A 17,906-nucleotide genomic window follows, 5' to 3' on the forward strand; every position below is an offset into this window, starting at 1 on the left:
GGGGTGAAATTAACAATTTATCCAGTTTTTTTGCTGCGCAAAGCTACTCATCTGAAAACTGAATTATGGCAAGTACATCTGTTTGAAATTCTGTGTAGGTAAAGGACTCGCCTCGTATCTGCAATGGTGCGGATCACTGCGTCAGAGTATAAATAAGTCCGTCCATGCAGGAATCATTGGTATGAAAATATTTCCGATTTTTCGCAAAAAGTTCTTGAACGGTTTATCATTCTTCTTTTTAAGCTGCCCCTTCATTTGTGCACTTTGTGCTTGTAATTGCTCAGCCGAAGTCGCTATTTTCCTAATACTCATTTGACTATATTGAGCAATCTAAATTTTGTATCACTTCTATGATTCCACACGTTCCTTTTATTGACGAATTTTTCTTTCAATATTAAACTATAAATAAGAAATTAAATTCCAAAAAATCGTTTTTTTCATTTATTAAATTTATCCCAACATTACGGCGCAGGAGGAAATGAAGATGACGACGACACCAAACATCATCGTAATGAACCATCCAACTAGAGAGCAGCTTGAAAATATTTACGATATTTTAGATGAATGCTTTTCCGTAGGCCGAGCTTATTTCCAAGAAAGATTAGACCTAGACACCACATATGATCCAGATACAACATGGTTTGCGATGGTTGACGATAAGATTGCATCTAATGTACAAATTTTTCCGTTTCATATTAGAGTCGGTCAAGCGATCTTGAAAACGGGTGCAATGGGGAGTGTCGGTACAGATCTAAATTACCGCGGGCTGGGGCTTGCACACAAAATTCTTCATGCGCAGACCAACTATATGAAAGAAACCGATTATGATATAAGCTTGCTTTTGGCTAGTAAGCATGCGTTTTATGAAAAAGCTGGCTGGAGACTTATTCCCGAGACTGCTTTCGCAATTGAAAAACCAGCAAGTTTGGAGCAGCAGCAAAGCAGTGATGAAATCATTCCTTTTGAAGCCTGTTATCTCGATGATATCCGTTTCATCTATGAACAATTTAATAAGAATCGTACCTACACCGTGATCCGAAGTAAAACGTATTGGAATGATTTATTGACCTGGCCGGAATGGAAGAAAGTTGACTGCTTGCTCCTTCGCAGAAATGGAAAAATCGTCGCTTATGGCATCATTGAAAAGAAAGATACTGAACAAGTATTTATTAATGAATTATTGTATTTGAACGAAGCCGAAAACGGTGTTGAAGCTTTGTTTCATGCCTTATGTCAGCTGCGCCAAAATGCAAAGCAAATATTAGCGATGCTCCCAGAGGACCATAAGCTATATTCCTATTACCAACAGCATCAAGCAAATTCAATTCAAATCAATATGGCGATGTGGAAAATGATCAATCTCAGTTCAACTTTCCATAAGCTTCAGCCTGAATTAGAAGATCGCCTAAACCGTAGCAACCTAATTGCAGGCCAGGAGCTGCATATTGCACTTCGCAGCAATGAGGACTGTATCTACTTGGATTATAAGCAAAAGCAGCTTTCTGTTTCCGATGCTAGTAATCATACCAATCCCTATACTTCAATAGAAGTAGATGAACGCGAGCTAATGACTTATATCATGTTCGGCTATAATGAAGCAGGCGCAGCAAAGGACAGTACGGAGCACGCTAACATCCTTCAAGCTCTATTTCCGAAACAACAAGCCGTGTTTTATTTGACCGATAAATTTTAAGCCATTTTTGATTCCTACCATTTTAAAATAAGGGTGTGTCGCAAGTCCAACTGCTCGGACTTATGACACACCCTTATTTTTCCATAGCGATAAAAACTAGTCGTTGTTCATTTTTGATCTTCCTAACAGGACAGCACCGTAGGCTGCATCCTTAATCGGCAAAATCAGCTTTGTTTGCGGGTAGCTCTGTGCGAGCTTTCGCTCCAAGGCTTCTTTCACAAAGCGAGACTTTTGCAGCACACTTCCTGCAATCGCAATCGGACTTTCATATAGCTTAAGCCGTTCAATAACAGGCACAACAAGTTCATATAGATTGGCTGCACATTTCTCCGCTAACGCTATTGCATGTGCATCGCCCTTCTCGCATGCGGTCGTCATAATCGGTGCGAGCTGCGCAATATCTTTTTTCGTAGTATTTTTATCATAAACAAAGCCAATAATCTCTTTCACAGTGCTTAAGCCAAGCTGCTCATATACCATCGCTGGGATGACCGTATCGGTTATTCTTCCGTCCTCCACTTGAACTAATGCGGATAATAGATCGCGCCCAATGCTATAACCGCTTCCCTCGTCATCAATCAAATGACCAAAGCCTCCTGTGCGATGCTGCTCTCCTTTTTCATTCACCCCGAAGCAAATCGATCCTGTACCGGCAATGAGAATGATGCCTTGCATCGCATTTTGTGCCCCGTATAATGCGGTTTCTTGATCGCCTGTAATCGTTAATGGCCCGATATAACCGTTATTTCTCACATGCTGCTCCAAAAAATTGATGACCAGCGGATTACTTATTCCTGCCGCACCTATACATATATGAGCAACTTCTTGTAAATTACCGCAGTAGAGCTTCGTTTGAATAAAAATTTCCTCAAAGGAGGCGGCAATAGCATCAGCATCACCACCGTTATAATTAATAGGCCCTACAGTAAAGGTGAATAAAGAGTCTTCCTGGTCATGCGTAATGGTGACAGCTGTTTTCGTGCCACCCCCATCAATTCCAACGATAAATGCCATACCTATGTCCCCTTGTTGTACTTTTTTCTACATCTGTATCGTAATCTTGGCGGTGGGTACAACCTCACCATTTAGGATTGGAAGGAGTGATTTGAATGCATCAAGTGTATACTCAAATGCCGCAATTCCGCAGAACTCGCCTTCGATTAACGGTAAATCATACGGGCGACCTAATGTAATGGCCGTTACTTTGCAGCCTGCTGCCAGCAGCTTCTGAACAAGCGCAAGCTGACCTTTGTTTTCACGCGCATTGAACAAGCCGATAACAATATGCTTGTAGCCTTGTACCTTTGGCAGCGCAGCGTTGATTTGCTCCTCGCTCGGGTCAATGTCGATAATCTCATAAGCTGTATTGAAATGCTCCCCCATATATTGCGGAAAGCTAAGAGCTTGATTCAAGCTGCTGGACGCAAGATCGGTGCGGTATGAATAGGAACCCATAAATAACACTTGCTCGTCACCGGTATGAATGGGCTGGAGCTCACCTTTCATGAGGCAGATCGTTTCCGTACGCATTAGCTCATTTGCTCGGCGATGTACATCGCAGCCAACTAGTTCATAATCCAGCTCCTCAATCGTCGCATATTGTGCTTTATAAGCTAAAATTTTTGTAACAGCTGCATCAATCAGCGCTTCATCCAAATCACCGGTGGCTACAGCTTCTTCGATCAAATGAATCGCTTCCTTCACTGTCTCAGGAGTATGGCTAATGAATACCAAATCAATACCTGCTTTAACAGCTCCTAACGCTCCTTTTGCCGTACCATAGTATCGTTTGATCGCGTCCATTTCTAAACAATCCGATACAACTAACCCTTTATATCCTAATTTTCCTTTTAATATCTCTGTAATAATGGTATGAGACATAGTTCCGGGCACACCGGATTTTTCAATTTTCGGAAATAAAATATGTGCACTCATAATCGCTTGAGCGCCTTGCTCAATTGCGGCCTTAAACGGCAGCAGCTCAAGCTGCTCTAATTCCTCAAGTGTTTTTTCAATGGTAGGCAAGCCAATATGTGAATCGACATTTGTATCACCATGACCTGGAAAATGCTTAAGTGAGGACATGACGCTTCCATCGAGCAATCCCTTCATCATTTGAATTCCATACTGGGATACTGTTGCAACAGAATCACCATAGGAACGAACATTTATGACTGGATTCAATGCATTATTGTTAACGTCCATAACTGGAGCTAGATTAAAATTAATACCTAATGCTTTCAATTCTCTGGCAGTCATTCTGCCTGCTGCATACGCATTTTCAGGTCGTCCTGAAGAAGCAATTGCCATGGCTCCAGCAACATTGGTCGCGTCTTTAGGCATACGAGTGACTCGACCGCCTTCTTGGTCGATCGTAATAAAGCCCGGGATACCAGTATGTGTCGTGTACCATTGCTGCAGCTCAGTAACAAGCTCGCCTAATTGATATTTATTGTCGATATTATGTGAGAATAAAATAATATTGCCGACTTTATAATGCTCAATAACTTCCTTCAGCTCAGGAGTGATCTCGGTTGAAGGGAAGCCTGTTACGAACATTTGTCCAATCTTTTCGCGCAAGCTCATATGTTCTATTGTTCTCATCAATTATTCACCTTCCTCTAGCGATATAAATGATACTGCTGTGTTATTTCTGCAAATTGCTTGCTTTCCGCTGCAAACTGTTCAAGCAGCTGCTTGGCTTGCATATTGTCCGTACGATACATGTTGTCTCCCCCCAGCAAATCGATAAATGGACGAGAGCCCTCCTTCACAGGAGGCAGGAATGAAAATTGCTCGTACAAATCTCTTATCGTAAATAATAAGGTTACCCCAACTTCTAAAGGCCTCAGCACTTGGAGATCTGTAATGTAAATTTGTACCCCGCCGCATAGCTCGCCACAATGTTTAGATGACGTTGGCTTGAAATGAACTGGACGAAAAAGCACACCCGGGATACCTTTTGCATTCATCTCATCTGCCAATTGCTGCGCTTGAATGAACGGAGCACCAATCATTTCAAAAGGGAACGTTGTTCCACGTCCTTCGGAGCAGTTTGTGCCTTCAAATAAACATGTTCCTGTATATAATAACGCCGTTTCATATCGTGGTATTCCAAGTGAAGGATGAACCCAAGTTAATCCTGTATCCGGGAAGGACATGCTCCGTTCCCAGCCTTCCAAACGAACGACATGCAGCGATGCATTCCAATTCATTTGATCATTTGCCATCGTTGCTACCTCACCTGCTGTTAAGCCGTATCGCACGGCTAGCTCGTAATTTCCAACAAATGATTTGAAGCCGGGCTTCAAGACATTCCCTTCTACCGTTACCCCGTTAAGCGGATTAACACGATCAAGAACAACAAATTCTACACCTGCATTTGCACAATCTTCAAGTGCATACAGCATCGTATAAATAAATGTGTAATAGCGTACACCAACATCTTGAATATCGTATACAATGATGTCTACTTCATTCAGCATTTCTTTTGTTAAACGCTTGGAGTCTTTACGGTACAAGCTATAGACTGGAACATTCGTAAAAGGATCCATGTAAGTGTCTACTACTGCCCCTGCATCCAAATCTCCGCGAACGCCATGCTCAGGTGAAAACATCGCAGCAAGATTAAAATTTTCATGTAAAATAGTAATCGTTGATACAAAATCCTTCGTAAGACCTGTCGGCGCTGTAATCAATCCTACGCGCTTACCTTCGAACAAATAACGATAATTCGTTATAGAATCAATCCCATTTAACACCATATGAAGCTGCCTCCTAGCTGCTTTTTCGCATAAATGGATAGAACAAGGGAATGTTTCCTGCAATACATAGAAACACTCCCTCTTAGCTAGTTGAATAGTTACCAAAGACTAGACTGCCTAACCTTCACCGTTTCAGCTGGCACCATAAATGCTTCTGCATATGTCTTTCTTGCTTCACAGCCGCGAACAACTGCTAGTGCTTTATAGTAATCCATGTATTTGAAAGATTTGCTATTCGTCACAAACCAATGCTTGCTTAAAGCATCTATCCATAGATCAAATGCCGCTTGATCGAAATCCACATATACGTAAGGGACATAATCAACCGCATCCTCCCAGTTTTCGGAGTAATATAATCTTGCTGCAAAGTGCGCGGGGAGCGCTCGTTCAAAGGATGATAGACTTGCGAAGAAACGGGCATCATTTACGATATGATGCGTTAGCGCATGGTCCTTATGCATACTGTTTTTCCAGTGTGTAATAATAATGTTAGGCTTCACGCGACGAATTACATCACAAACCTCCATACGAATTTCTTGATTGTCAGGCAACTCTCCGTCACAATAATCATCGAATACAATGGCTTCACCACCTAGCATATCCGCAAAAACCTGTGCCTCTTTCACTTTTTGCTGACGATATTCCTTCATATCCTGTCCTGCCGGGACCCCTCGTTCACCCGCAGTTAACGCTAATGTCACAATGCGATCTCCCTTTAAACTATGACTAGCGAGCACACCACCAGAAGCTAGCTCCACATCACCAACATGCGCTCCAATTGCTAATACTGTGAATTTTTCGCTCATCTTTAAAGTTCCCTCCGCAATATAGAAAATTGTTTTTCAATAGTAAAGCCCGCTTTTTGATAGATTCGAAGAGCCGGATTATTATTTCCAGTGAATAGAGAGATATATTGACAGCCCACATTTTGAAAAGCTTCAACCATTCGGAAAAATAATACACTGCCAAGACCATGACCCTCATGCTCTGGGTGCACTCCGATACCGCAAAAAAATGCTCTTCCATCAGGCTGCGAAATAATTGGACCTGCAAAGCCCACAACCTCGTTGCCGTACACAGCTACTACAAGTGGTGCGCCAACCTTCACGTAAGTAACAATATCCTTCTTCCACTGCGGATTTTGCAGGGCAGCAAGCGTTGCTTCAAGCCCTGTATGTAAATCAGGGACATGGGACGTAATGTAATAGTCCTTGCTATTTGCATTGGTTTCCTTATCTAAAATATCTTCGGGAACTATAAAGCTTCCGAGTTTTAAATACATGCCGCATTGCGTCGCTCGATCTTCGTAGCCTCTAGCCATTAAAGCTTCATATAATGGCTGGTCCTTACTGATGCCCGGGGCATTATTATGCTCATGCTGAGGTGCACTTGGTATACTCCACTTCAGCTTAACAGGGTTGAAAAACAATACATCCGCTTGTCTTTTCCCAAGTTCTTGGAATCTTTTTTCTAAACGCAATAGAAAAACATCGTAAAGCTCCAGAGAAGCCACATGGGTATCTATAATAACACTCGTAATATAACCGGCCACATCTCCAAGAGGGAGATCGTCACCGCAGCAGCCAGCTGCAAAACCAACAATCCCTTTTTCGTCACAGCCTACCCATATACAGTCAGCGTCAAAATAAGGATGGTCGATGAATGTATCTTGAAACTCTCGCTCTGTAAATGGCTTATAATCATATTTTGTAGCCTCACGATTCCAAAGCTCTACAACTGCAGAGTGATCTTCAATTGAAAAGGGTCTGATTTGCAACATTTAAGCCTCCTGTGAACGTCCAATATAGGGCCAGGAAATTTTGCCCATTACTACTGGCTGTGAAGCTCCAGTTACTAGCGGGATATTGTTGGGTAAGCGCTCCATCGTGTAATACGCTAGCAGAGCAAAAGCAATTGCTTCCTTAGCATCACTATTACCACCGATATCCTCCTGCGTCAGCACCTGCACGTTATGCGGTGCAAATAAGTGCTGTAAATCACGCAAAAGCGTCTTGTTATAGCTTCCACCGCCGCCAATTAGCAATTGCTCAGCCTGATGCTGTGGTGCAATATACCGTTCATAGCTATCGAAGATGCTCCAGGCAGTTAAAAACGTAGCTGTCGCAACAACATCTTCTGCTTTCCAGTGATTAACCTTCATCAATTCAATGATTTGTGCCACGTATTGTTGGCCAAACCGTTCTCTGCCTGTCGATTTTGGTAACGGCATCGTATAATATTTATCCTGCTGCATCCATTTCAATAGCTCATCAATCACTTGACCGCCCGCGCCAATTTCGCCATCAACATCTATGGTCATTGGTGCAAATAATTGCGATACAAGGCCATCGATAATCATATTTCCAGGGCCCGTATCAAAAGCAAATACCTCATCCGGTGAGGCATTTACAGGCAAAACAGTCACATTGCCTATACCGCCAATATTTTGCATCAGAAGTGTTTTCTTTGGATTGTTAAACAATAAGTATTCGGTAAATGGTACTAACGGAGCTCCTTGTCCACCCATTGCCATGTCAGCAACTCGAAAGTCTGATACGCAAGGAATTCCTGTGCGATTGGCGATAACTGCACCATCCCCAATCTGAACGGTACAATGCAGATTATAGCCGCCCATAACATTCTCTTCCGGAGCATGATAGATTGTTTGACCATGCGATCCTACTGCGAATATTTGCGAAGGCGAAAGGCCGCATTTCCCTATAACGGATAATGTGGCTTGGGCGTATAATTCGCCAAGCCACATATTCATTGCGCCAACCTTATCAATCGTAGCGCTAGCGGGATCAAAAAGCTCAAATATGGAGTTTCTAACTTGCACCTCAAAAGGTGTGTTTTCAAAAGCCAGTAATTCAATCTCTACTCCATGCTCTTTTTCGGCTGAAGGGAAAAGCTTAACTACTGCTGCATCAATACCATCTACTGATGTACCTGACATCAAGCCAACTAAGTATGTTGCATCCACTTTTGATTGTTTGTCCATTAACCTTTCACCGCTCCAACTGTTACCCCTTCAAGGAAGTATTTTTGTAAACTGAAGAATAAAATAAACATTGGAACTGCTGAAATGGTTGCCCCCGCCATCATCGGTGCAAAGTAAGTTGTATTCGCAAAGCGAAAGTTTTTCAAGCCGACCTGAATGGTTTGCATATCCATCGTATTCGTTACTAGGAACGGCCAGAAAAAGTCATTCCATGCCGCCATGAACGTTAGGATTGCTAGTACTGCCATAATTGTTTTAGATAGAGGCATAATGATATACCAGAAGATTTTAGGCTGGGAACAACCTTCGATTTTAGCAGATTCAATAATTTCACCTGGAATGGAGGACATGAACTGCTTAACCAAGAAGATATTGTATACCGTTACTATGCTCGGCATAATCAACGCAGTGTACGTATTTTGTAATTCAAAAATATTTACGATCAAAATATATAGTGGAACCTGAGTAACTTGAACAGGAATCATCATAGATCCCAGCAAAATAGCGAACAAAATGTTTTTCCCTTTAAATTTCATTTTTGCAAAAGCATATCCAGCAAGAGTAGCAAAAAATACGTTAGATACCGTGATACACGCTGCCACTATAAAAGAGTTCAATAACCAGTCCCATGTATGTGAGCTAAAGTTAAAAAAGAATTTATAAGATTCAAATGAAATCTTCTTTGGTAGGATAGAATAGCTCATTGCACCAGCTTCTACCGGATCACCGAACGAGGAAATGACCATAAAGTATATCGGGAATATGGTAGCTGCGGCGAATAGGATAAGGAACGTAATGTTTGCACCATTACGTATAAACAGATACCCTTTGCTTCTTAAGCTATTGTTGTACAAACCCATAGTATTCTGCTCCTTTTCCTAGTATTCTACATCTTTACCTATAAACTTGAATTGAAGGAATGAGATAAATCCGATAATCGCTGCTAGAACTAATGATTGTGCCGCTGCCTCACCAAACTCAAAATATGTGAACGCATTGTTAAAGATTAACAAACCTACCATTGTTGTTGCATGGTCTGGTCCACCGCCTGTCATAAGATAAGCGTTTTGGAATACTTGGAAGGAACCGATAACACCCGTAACAAGTAGGAATAGCGTTGTTGGCTTAAGGAAAGGGACAACGATAAACCAAAGCTTTTGCAGGAAAGACGCGCCATCAATTTCAGCTGCTTCATAATAGCTGTTATCAATAGCGAGTAATGCGGCTATATAAATAATAATTGCTGTACCATGACTTGATAACCATGACATTAACACAAGTGAGAACATTGCAGTTGCACTGGAACCAAGCCAGTTTTGATTTTCAATACCTAAAAAACTCACGAGCTTATTGGCAATACCTGATTTTAAAGGATCGAAGATCCACAGCCACACAACAGAAAGCGCTACACCAGATGCTACGGCTGGCAAGTAATATAGTGCTTTAAAGATCGTTTGTGTTTTTTTCTTGAAAGGAATAATCAAAATTGAAATTAAAAATGACAGAAGAATATTAAACGGAACAGTTAATAGCGTATATACTAACGTGTTTTTCAGCGCTTTCCAGAAAAGTTCATCTGAAAACGAGTTAACGAAGTTATCCATGCCGACAAAAGTGGATCCTAATGGACCATATTTTTGTAAGCTGATAATAAAAGCATTGATGACTGGATATGCGGTAAATAAAGAAAACGCAATAAGTGCTACTGCGATAAACGCGTATCCCCAACCTGAGTCACTTTCGAGCTTCAATTTTTTTCTTTTAGTCAACGTTTGATTCATTGGGTCGCACCTCTCTTCTAAAAACAGTACAAGCTCTAGCTAATTTAGAAGGAAAGCTGTACGTTCTAGCTACGCACAGCTTTCACATGTCAGCCTACGACAGACTAGTCAACTACAATACCATCTTTACCGAAAGATTTAATTGCAGCTGCTTTAACTGCATCATACATTTCTTGTGGAGCAATCTCATTTGCAAGTAAGGCTTGTAGTTTAGGAATAATAACTTCTGTTTCAATTTTTAATGCTTCAGCAGCCAGATCAGTAGGAATATCTGTACGAGCCGGAAGCGCTTTGGCCATCATAGCTTTACCTGCAGCAACGTTATCTTCGTTACGAGGGAATTTTTCAAGTACTTCTGCATTACGTGCAGATTCAGTAATTGGTGATAAGAACAGCTCATTACTGTAGTTAGCAGCAATTGAACCAGAAGACAAGAAATTCGTTGCTAGGGCAATATTTTTGATGTGCTCTTCAGATGGAGCTTTTTTACCACGAAGTGCGATATAACCATCAACGATTGAAGTAGGGACATAATCGGCACCGTTGAATGTTGGGACTGGAAGTGAAATATAATCAACTTCAATAGAATCTGCAACAGCTGAACCATCGTTCGCTTTAATCTTCTCATTGTTTAGACGAGCAGAGTTTTCAAATGCAGATAAACCTTTACCTGTGATCATCGTTTGGCCCGTTAGGAACATGTTCCACCGTTTGCCAGCATCGATAGAGCTTAGCTCTTTAGGCATAGAACCATCGTTGATCATTTCGCGAATAGATGTAAGTAGCCCCAAGAAGTTTTTGCTTGTATACGTATATTTAAGATCTTTATCGAAGTAATCTGGTAAACCTGCAGTTTTAGCAAGAATAGCTAGATAGTCTTTAGATGCTACACCAGATGTTGCGAACACGAAACCATAACGAGTAGTTTCACCTTTATCATTTTTCACTACGCCTTTAGAAATTGCATTACGGAACTCTTCATAAGTCCAACCGTTTTGTTGAATGCTTTTCCAATCAATTCCGGCTTCTTCAAGGAATTGTTTGTTACCACCGATAGTGTGGATTTCCATATATGCTGGTAGGCCGTATTGAGCGTCACCTAGTTGGAAATATTTCAATGGAACTTCGTCATAATCGGCCTTGGCTTCATCAGAAAGGGCACCGTTAAGGTCGATTAGTACATTAAGTGCTGCATATTTCGAAATTCCTGAAGCACCGATAAAAGCAATATCTGGAGGAGAACCTGCATTTACTTGAGTATCAAGTTTTTGCGTCATATCTTCCCAGCTCGCTGGCTCGATTTTCAAAGTCAAGTTAGGATGTAGTGTATTAAATTCTTTTTCCATATCAGCAAAACGTGTTTGATAGTTCGCTGATATCGGAGGTAAAAGTGCTGTAATCGTATCCTTTTTAGGCTCAGAACCACCGTTACTAGTTCCTGTATTACCGGAATCTGTAGAAGTTGTAGCGTTATTTCCGTTTCCACCGCAAGCCGATAATAGTGATACCATCATGATTCCTGACAAAAACAGAGTTAATCCACGTGATCTTTTTTTCATCGAAAACAGCCCCCTCAATTATTAATAGCATCCATCCTGTTATTCCACTTTTCACACCTAAACCAATGATGCGATTGCCTGTTTCAAGCGTCCTCCGTTTGCGTTAAGTACTTGTTCTGCTTCTTTTGCATCTAACCCCGATTTAATCATCATAATTGCCAACTTACAGTTCATAGATGCTTTATCAAGTGTTTCTGCGGCGGTTGATGTATCTACACCAGTCGTGTTCATGATGATACGAATCGAGCGATCTACGAGCTTAAAATTACTAGCCTTCAGATCAACCATCAAGTTGTTGTACGTTTTTCCTAACTTGACCATTGTGCATGTTGTCAGCATATTAAGCACCAACTTCTGAGCAGTTCCTGCCTTTAATCGAGTCGAACCGCTAATGACCTCAGGTCCTACAACAGGTGTTATACAAACATCTACAATGGGTTCGAACTTTGAGCCTCTGTTGTTACAAACACCGATAGTGGCTGCTCCAAGTTCCTTTGCTTTCGCTAAAGCTGCAATAACGTAGTTTGCACTACCGCTTGCCGAAATCCCAATTAGTACATCTTTGTTTGTTACACCAATGCTTTCGATTAATGCGATCCCTTCATCCATATCGTCTTCACAGCCTTCAACCGCAGTACGCAAAGCAATATCACCACCAGCGATATAGCCCTGCACCAAGGAAGGATCTGTACCAAAGGTAGGAGGACATTCGGAAGCATCCAGAACACCTAATCTTCCTGATGAGCCAGCTCCTATGTAAAACATTCTTCCACCATTAGACAACCTATGATGTAGAATATCTACCGCCTTTGCAATCTGCGGAATCTCCTCAGTTATAGCTCTGGGGACCAGTGCATCTTGTTGATTCATTAACTGGATCATTTCTTCCGTAGTACATTCATCAATCATTAATGTGTCTGGATTCACAGCCTCTGTTGTCAATCCCGCAAGGTAGTCATTCATAGCCATCCTCCTTCTTCCCAGTCTCAATCTGTCATCTAGTTAACAAAACGTGTTATATTAACTTACAATTATTATGTTCTTATACTAATACAACACCATCGCTTCGTCAATAGATTTTGAAATATAATTTCATAAAGAAATTAAATTCTGATGTTTTATTTCATTTCTTACATACTATGTTATACCACATTTATAAAGCGCTTACAAGATACAATTTAAATTTTTACCAATTGCTTTGATCGCTATGGCTCTAAGGTTAAAGCGATTTTAAAAAATGCATTATTTGCTGATTATCGCTCCAAACGAAACATAAAGTTACATCATTCGCGTTCAACCGGATGATGTTTCGTCTTCGATTCCATTCATTTTCTTCCTCATTATTGTGTGCCAAGCTATTAATTATTGAATTAAACTACTTATTATATTCATTAGATCAACGTATTCATCATGTAGATAATCTAACATGGATTGATATGTAGTACATTTCAGTACACGAATAAGCGAATGAAATACAAAAAAAGGAAAGCATTGATCCATGATCAATGCTTTCCTTCACATTCATTCTATCAGAACCTAATTTCTAAGTTTTTTCTTTAATATATTATGCGTTTTTGTTAAGTAGGTTTTTACTTCTTCATATTCTGCACTTGCGACACCAGCAAATAATATGTCGATGATCGTAAGCATCGCAATACGTGAGCCCATAGCCCCACTGCGGATTGTTATTTCAGGTGTGGATATGCTCAGTACAATATCCGCCCGCTCCGCAAGCTCACTTTTATTGTACTTCGTAATCGCAATACATTTCGCTCTATTCTTTTGGGCAATTTCCAGTGCATCAATAATATCACTAGTTGCTCCAGAGTTAGAAATGAAAATGGCAACATCATCTTTCTCAAGTAAAGTTGCTGCCGTGAGCTGACTATGACCATCTGTATAGGCATGACACATCTTATTAATTCGCGAGAACTTCTGTTCCCCGTCCATACAAACGAGTCCCGAAGCACCTATTCCAAAGAAAACAATTCGCTTACTATGACATAGTAATTCTACAGCTCTTGTAATTTCTTTTCGATCAATAACACTAAGCGTATCCTCAATGGACTTGCAATTATTCAATGAAATATTTGATATAATTGTCGAGAGATCATCACCTGGCTGAATATCTGTATATTGAGCCTTTGAATCCTCATCACGAGAACCCAAAGATGCCGATATACTCACAATAAAATTGCGGTATCCGCTGTAACCCATCGTCTTACAGAAACGAAGGACAGATGCATCGCTTGTCTTACTCGATTGAGCCAATTCCTTAATCGACAAATGAGGGATCTCTTCCGTATTTTCTAAAATGTAATCTCCGACCAATCGTTCAACTGGTGTAAAACTCTCTCGCATATCACGAATTTTAATTAATACGTTGTCATTTAGACTCATAATCTACCTACTCTAGATTTAATTAACACCTTTATTAATATCATAAACAATATAAACAACCTATTTCAATAACAAAATACGTTTCGGCATATCAAAGCTAATATTAATTAATCTATTAAAATCATCCTACTCTTAGGTCATCTGGTGACTTTACGTTGATTATAGCGTAATAAAGTTGTAAGGTATAGTCGATAATTATATACTTTCTGATATGGTGAAACAAGGGACCACAAAGGTCCCCGAAGATTCTTTCTATTGTTCTCAGCATACGTAATACGCATGTATTTTTAAATTTTACTGCCGTCTAAATATGACTCGATTTGTCAACGACATTCTTTGATGTAGCACCGTACTTGAACCATTTAATTTGCTAGCAAGCTGCATTAATGCAGTCAAGAACACCGGCATGGCCGCTACACTTAGTAATAATAGTGCAATGATTAATACGAATGCTACCTGTATAAGTGTCGTTACCCGAAGGAATCAACGCGGCGCAGGTGATCCAACATCCCCTTCAAGCTCGTTATACCGCATCATCAGGAATATGCTGTAATCAACGCCCAGGGCTGCAATCATAATGAAGCTGAAAAATGAAACGATCCAGCTCAAGATTTCACTGATTCCAAGAGAAGTAAGTACACTAAGCACCAAGGAAGCAATAATGAACAGAGAACTGGACACAGAGCGCGTAATGACTATTAGCACAATTATGATTCCGACCAGCATAATCACGGCTGTACGTACAAAGTCATCCTGTGAAATATTCTGCAAATCAGCATTGGTTGCAGTTGTTCCTGTTAAGGCTGCTTGCACTCCTTGCAAGTCGCTGCAATCTAATGGCATTCCAAAAGCTGTCTGCAAGTTCTTCTTCGAGCTCAAGCTAATACAGTAACTCACCTTCTTCCATCATTTTAGCGAACATCTTCAAAGGGCCATATACAGTGCAGATCAATGCCATGGAAGGCAGGGGGCGTAACAATTTCCCCTCCTTACCTGATTTGTCTATATCTAGAATGAATTTTAATAAATGACCGAATATTGCTTTGCTATGTTCGTCTAAGTAATATCCATCTTCATGCAAGCCTTTCTTTTGCGATTTTTTTGCGCAAGAAATAAAGAGTTCTTTATAATGTAATAATGTACATAAAGACGGATTTGGAGGGAAATAAATGGCAAGTCGTAAATGGGTATTAATCATAGACGATGAAGATGATTTAGCGCGTCTGATGAAGGCTGTTTTACATAAAGAAGGTGTTCCAGACGTTGTAACTGCCGGGACCGTTGCAGAGGGTTGGGACAAGTTCCAGGAGTATAATCCTGAGCTTATATTGCTAGATATTATGCTCCCAGATGGAGAAGGATATGACTTATGCAGAAAAATTCGGGAAACATCAAATGCACCCATCTTATTTATGTCTGCAAAAGACGAGGAAATTAATAAGCTGTTAGGACTGGCGATAGGTGGCGATGATTATATTACTAAACCGTTCAGTCCGAAAGAAGTCGCTTATCGGGTAAAGGCACAACTGAGAAGAGCTGGCTTTACAGAAGAAAAAAAAGCTCCGAAAAGCTTACAAGCTGGCCCCTTTGAGCTTAGTGCCAATGAGACAGAATTAAAAAAGAATGGCGAGGTCCTCGTGCTAACCGCCAAAGAAGTCGGTTTAATGAGCTGTTTTATGCATCATCCCAATCAGATTCTAAGCAAAGAAACCTTGTTTGGACAGGCGTGGGGTGAGGACTTTTTTGGTTCCGATAATACAGTGATGGTACATATTCGGCGCTTACGCGAAAAAATTGAGGCCGACCCTTCAAATCCTTCCTTTATTTTGACGGTTAAAGGGTTAGGTTATAAATTAAATACCAAGGAGTGAGACTAGTTGAAATGGAAATTGACACTCCGCTTTTTAAGATCGGTTATGACTATTGTTGTGATCGTTGGTATTGTAAACGCGATTTTGTTCCTTTCCTTATTCGTTATAAAGGTAAATAATAATAACTTTGGCACTGAAGAAGCATCTGCAGAAACCTTTAGCCGGACCTTTTCACAATACGTAGAATTACAGGCCGGCAAACCTGTTGTGAATGAAGAAGGTCTCAAAAAACTGCAAGAAATGAGCGCCTGGGTACAATTCTTGAATGACCAAGGGGAGCAAGCAGCTGCCTTTTATACCCCTGAAGAATTGAAAACAGAGTATTCTCCTATTGAAATTGTACAAATGTATAAATATAAAGAATTAGATGCACGCACGACGGTTTTTGTCAGCGAAGCCCAAAATTTCAGTTACTTTTTAGGGATTAATAATCCTAAAATAGGCCGCTACGTAATGACCTATGACTACGCTAAAATTTTCAAAGATGTTAATGTTTTTCTTTTCATTTTTTTAATCGTTGATGTGCTTATTGTAATCCTCATTGGATTTCTATTTGGGAAAAAGTTAACTGCACCCCTTCATACATTAATAGAGGGTATTCAACAGCTCAGGGAACGACGTTTTAAGAAAATGCCTACTCCCAAAGGTGTTTATGAAGATGTTTTTCGTAATATGAATGAACTATCTGAAAAGCTCGATCGACATGAAGAGGAACGTAAACGTCTCGATCAAATGCGTGAGGAATGGATTAGCAATGTTTCACATGACATGAAGACACCACTTGCTTCTATTCAAGGTTATGCAGAATTTATTAACGACAGTGCCACAGATCTAACAGCCCAAGAATTACAGGAATACACGTCAATTATCAAGAGTAAATCGATGTATATGAAAGATCTGTTAGATGACCTCAATTTAACGACACGTTTGCGTAATCACCAGCTATCCCTGCAATTTGAAGAGGTGAATCTCGTTCAGTTTCTACGAGAAATGACGATTGAACTTTTAAATGACCCGACCTTTGGTGAACGGCAGATAGAGTTTGAGGCGAATGTGGCTAAAGCAATGCATAAAGTAGATAAGAAGTTACTAAAACGAGCGATCCTTAACTTGATCTACAACGCGCTGGTGCATAACGATGAAAATGTCGTGGTGAAGATTCGAGTGGATACAGGTCCAGAATCTCATACCCGAATTTTGATTTCTGATAATGGTCATGGAATTCCAGCTAAAGATCTGGAACAGATTTTCGAACGCTACTATCGGGGTACAAACACAACGAGTAAGCATGGTACTGGTTTAGGAATGGCCATCGCAAGAGACATTATTTGGGCTCATGAGGGGAAACTCGATATGACGAGCATTGAGAATACCGGAACCACCATTACTATACTTTTATAATACAAATGCCTTACTTACTCATTAGGCAGAGAAAAGGGCTGTGCTCCATTACCTTTATTGGAGACAGCCCTTCTTCAATTTATTAGTTTTTTATTGCTTTTAGCGGAATATCCTCTACCTTCACTTCATCATATGAGGAGACTTGATCACCTTTTTTTACATACATTTTTAAGTAGGCGCCTTTACGAAGATTTTTTTGTGCATTAAATTCCAGTGGAATTGTATTCCCTTTGGCATTTGTAGCTTCTAGTGTATAGGAATAGGAAGTCATCACTGTACCATCACTCAGTTTATATTCATGGGGTTTCCCATCCTCTGTAATTTGTAAATAGTAATTTTCGGCATTCATGCGATTGAAATCAATCTTTGCTAGAGCAAAGACACCTACAACCCCAATAACAAACAAAATACCCATAGTAATTAGAAATTTTTTCAT

Annotated in this window: 17 protein-coding genes and 1 pseudogene; 3 read left to right on the forward strand and 15 right to left on the reverse strand. The window is 40.4% G+C overall.

Annotated features, from left to right (window positions below; genetic code table 11):
* Nucleotides 1-141: 141 nt before the first annotated feature.
* Nucleotides 142-312, reverse strand: a complete 171-nt coding sequence (locus MHI15_RS02275; RefSeq protein ID WP_341164525.1) for a hypothetical protein — start codon at nucleotides 310-312, stop codon at nucleotides 142-144.
* 172 nt (nucleotides 313-484) lie between these two features.
* Between MHI15_RS02275 and MHI15_RS02280 the strand changes: the two genes are divergently transcribed.
* Nucleotides 485-1,693: a GNAT family N-acetyltransferase gene (locus MHI15_RS02280; protein ID WP_341164086.1), complete on the forward strand. Its 1,209-nt coding sequence runs from the start codon at nucleotides 485-487 to the stop codon at nucleotides 1,691-1,693.
* Nucleotides 1,694-1,789: 96 nt separating this feature from the next.
* Here the strand turns inward: MHI15_RS02280 and MHI15_RS02285 are convergent, their stop codons facing one another.
* From MHI15_RS02285 to MHI15_RS30745, 13 genes and pseudogenes are all read right to left on the reverse strand, one after another.
* Complete coding sequence (locus MHI15_RS02285) at nucleotides 1,790-2,707, reverse strand: N-acetylglucosamine kinase (protein ID WP_076276167.1); 918 nt, start codon at nucleotides 2,705-2,707, stop codon at nucleotides 1,790-1,792.
* A gap of 27 nt (nucleotides 2,708-2,734) precedes the next feature.
* Nucleotides 2,735-4,297: a glycoside hydrolase family 3 protein gene (locus tag MHI15_RS02290; RefSeq protein WP_076220045.1), complete on the reverse strand. Its 1,563-nt coding sequence runs from the start codon at nucleotides 4,295-4,297 to the stop codon at nucleotides 2,735-2,737.
* Nucleotides 4,298-4,314: 17 nt separating this feature from the next.
* The gene (locus MHI15_RS02295; RefSeq protein WP_341164087.1) at nucleotides 4,315-5,457 is read right to left on the reverse strand and encodes an exo-beta-N-acetylmuramidase NamZ family protein; all 1,143 of its coding nucleotides are present in this window, start codon (nucleotides 5,455-5,457) and stop codon (nucleotides 4,315-4,317) included.
* A 98-nt stretch (nucleotides 5,458-5,555) separates the two neighbouring features.
* Nucleotides 5,556-6,263: a PIG-L deacetylase family protein gene (locus MHI15_RS02300; protein WP_076106428.1), complete on the reverse strand. Its 708-nt coding sequence runs from the start codon at nucleotides 6,261-6,263 to the stop codon at nucleotides 5,556-5,558.
* Nucleotides 6,264-6,265: 2 nt separating this feature from the next.
* Nucleotides 6,266-7,237 carry a GNAT family N-acetyltransferase gene (locus MHI15_RS02305; RefSeq protein WP_341164088.1) on the reverse strand — a complete coding sequence of 324 codons (972 nt, stop codon included), beginning with the start codon at nucleotides 7,235-7,237 and terminating at the stop codon, nucleotides 6,266-6,268.
* A complete protein-coding gene (locus tag MHI15_RS02310; RefSeq protein WP_341164089.1) occupies nucleotides 7,238-8,458 on the reverse strand; it encodes an anhydro-N-acetylmuramic acid kinase in 1,221 nt (406 codons plus the stop codon).
* Nucleotides 8,458-9,318, reverse strand: a complete 861-nt coding sequence (locus MHI15_RS02315) for a carbohydrate ABC transporter permease (RefSeq protein ID WP_076281571.1) — start codon at nucleotides 9,316-9,318, stop codon at nucleotides 8,458-8,460. Before MHI15_RS02315 ends, MHI15_RS02310 begins: the two co-directional genes overlap by 1 nt.
* A gap of 18 nt (nucleotides 9,319-9,336) precedes the next feature.
* Nucleotides 9,337-10,239, reverse strand: a complete 903-nt coding sequence (locus tag MHI15_RS02320) for a carbohydrate ABC transporter permease (RefSeq protein WP_060622964.1) — start codon at nucleotides 10,237-10,239, stop codon at nucleotides 9,337-9,339.
* A 104-nt stretch (nucleotides 10,240-10,343) separates the two neighbouring features.
* A complete protein-coding gene (locus MHI15_RS02325; protein ID WP_076190768.1) occupies nucleotides 10,344-11,798 on the reverse strand; it encodes an ABC transporter substrate-binding protein in 1,455 nt (484 codons plus the stop codon).
* A gap of 57 nt (nucleotides 11,799-11,855) precedes the next feature.
* Nucleotides 11,856-12,761, reverse strand: a complete 906-nt coding sequence (murQ, locus tag MHI15_RS02330; RefSeq protein WP_076217895.1) for an N-acetylmuramic acid 6-phosphate etherase — start codon at nucleotides 12,759-12,761, stop codon at nucleotides 11,856-11,858.
* A gap of 573 nt (nucleotides 12,762-13,334) precedes the next feature.
* Nucleotides 13,335-14,198 (reverse strand): MurR/RpiR family transcriptional regulator, encoded by an 864-nt coding sequence (locus MHI15_RS02335; RefSeq protein WP_042129113.1) that lies wholly within the window; start codon nucleotides 14,196-14,198, stop codon nucleotides 13,335-13,337.
* A 294-nt stretch (nucleotides 14,199-14,492) separates the two neighbouring features.
* Nucleotides 14,493-15,026, reverse strand: a pseudogene (locus tag MHI15_RS30740) (MMPL family transporter); the annotation flags it as partial.
* 52 nt (nucleotides 15,027-15,078) lie between these two features.
* Nucleotides 15,079-15,396, reverse strand: a complete 318-nt coding sequence (locus MHI15_RS30745) for a hypothetical protein (protein ID WP_445667996.1) — start codon at nucleotides 15,394-15,396, stop codon at nucleotides 15,079-15,081.
* On the opposite strand from MHI15_RS30745, the gene MHI15_RS02345 reads away from it, so the two are divergent.
* A complete protein-coding gene (locus tag MHI15_RS02345) occupies nucleotides 15,368-16,069 on the forward strand; it encodes a response regulator transcription factor (protein WP_076127196.1) in 702 nt (233 codons plus the stop codon). The genes MHI15_RS30745 and MHI15_RS02345 overlap by 29 nt on opposite strands.
* 6 nt (nucleotides 16,070-16,075) lie before the next feature.
* Complete coding sequence (locus MHI15_RS02350) at nucleotides 16,076-17,470, forward strand: sensor histidine kinase (RefSeq protein WP_340396856.1); 1,395 nt, start codon at nucleotides 16,076-16,078, stop codon at nucleotides 17,468-17,470.
* An 82-nt stretch (nucleotides 17,471-17,552) separates the two neighbouring features.
* Here MHI15_RS02350 and MHI15_RS02355 read toward each other — a convergent pair whose 3' ends face one another.
* Nucleotides 17,553-17,906 carry a YxeA family protein gene (locus MHI15_RS02355; protein WP_076127200.1) on the reverse strand — a complete coding sequence of 118 codons (354 nt, stop codon included), beginning with the start codon at nucleotides 17,904-17,906 and terminating at the stop codon, nucleotides 17,553-17,555.

The sequence above is a fragment of the Paenibacillus sp. FSL H7-0918 genome, from assembly GCF_038007025.1.
GTDB lineage: Bacteria > Bacillota > Bacilli > Paenibacillales > Paenibacillaceae > Paenibacillus_AQ > Paenibacillus_AQ odorifer.

Coding starts and splice junctions, on each gene's coding strand:
- MHI15_RS30745 (WP_445667996.1), bottom strand. CDS start 15,396: ATGATTAATACCCATTTACGACTTGCCATTTATTTCCCTCCAAATCCG.
- MHI15_RS02355 (WP_076127200.1), bottom strand. CDS start 17,906: ATGAAAAAATTTCTAATTACTATGGGTATTTTGTTTGTTATTGGGGTT.
- MHI15_RS02335 (WP_042129113.1), bottom strand. CDS start 14,198: ATGAGTCTAAATGACAACGTATTAATTAAAATTCGTGATATGCGAGAG.
- MHI15_RS02310 (WP_341164089.1), bottom strand. CDS start 8,458: ATGGACAAACAATCAAAAGTGGATGCAACATACTTAGTTGGCTTGATG.
- MHI15_RS02315 (WP_076281571.1), bottom strand. CDS start 9,318: ATGGGTTTGTACAACAATAGCTTAAGAAGCAAAGGGTATCTGTTTATA.
- MHI15_RS02285 (WP_076276167.1), bottom strand. CDS start 2,707: ATGGCATTTATCGTTGGAATTGATGGGGGTGGCACGAAAACAGCTGTC.
- MHI15_RS02280 (WP_341164086.1), top strand. CDS start 485: ATGACGACGACACCAAACATCATCGTAATGAACCATCCAACTAGAGAG.
- MHI15_RS02300 (WP_076106428.1), bottom strand. CDS start 6,263: ATGAGCGAAAAATTCACAGTATTAGCAATTGGAGCGCATGTTGGTGAT.
- MHI15_RS02275 (WP_341164525.1), bottom strand. CDS start 312: ATGAGTATTAGGAAAATAGCGACTTCGGCTGAGCAATTACAAGCACAA.
- MHI15_RS02325 (WP_076190768.1), bottom strand. CDS start 11,798: ATGAAAAAAAGATCACGTGGATTAACTCTGTTTTTGTCAGGAATCATG.
- MHI15_RS02305 (WP_341164088.1), bottom strand. CDS start 7,237: ATGTTGCAAATCAGACCCTTTTCAATTGAAGATCACTCTGCAGTTGTA.
- MHI15_RS02295 (WP_341164087.1), bottom strand. CDS start 5,457: ATGGTGTTAAATGGGATTGATTCTATAACGAATTATCGTTATTTGTTC.
- MHI15_RS02345 (WP_076127196.1), top strand. CDS start 15,368: ATGGCAAGTCGTAAATGGGTATTAATCATAGACGATGAAGATGATTTA.
- MHI15_RS02320 (WP_060622964.1), bottom strand. CDS start 10,239: ATGAATCAAACGTTGACTAAAAGAAAAAAATTGAAGCTCGAAAGTGAC.
- MHI15_RS02290 (WP_076220045.1), bottom strand. CDS start 4,297: ATGAGAACAATAGAACATATGAGCTTGCGCGAAAAGATTGGACAAATG.
- murQ (WP_076217895.1), bottom strand. CDS start 12,761: ATGAATGACTACCTTGCGGGATTGACAACAGAGGCTGTGAATCCAGAC.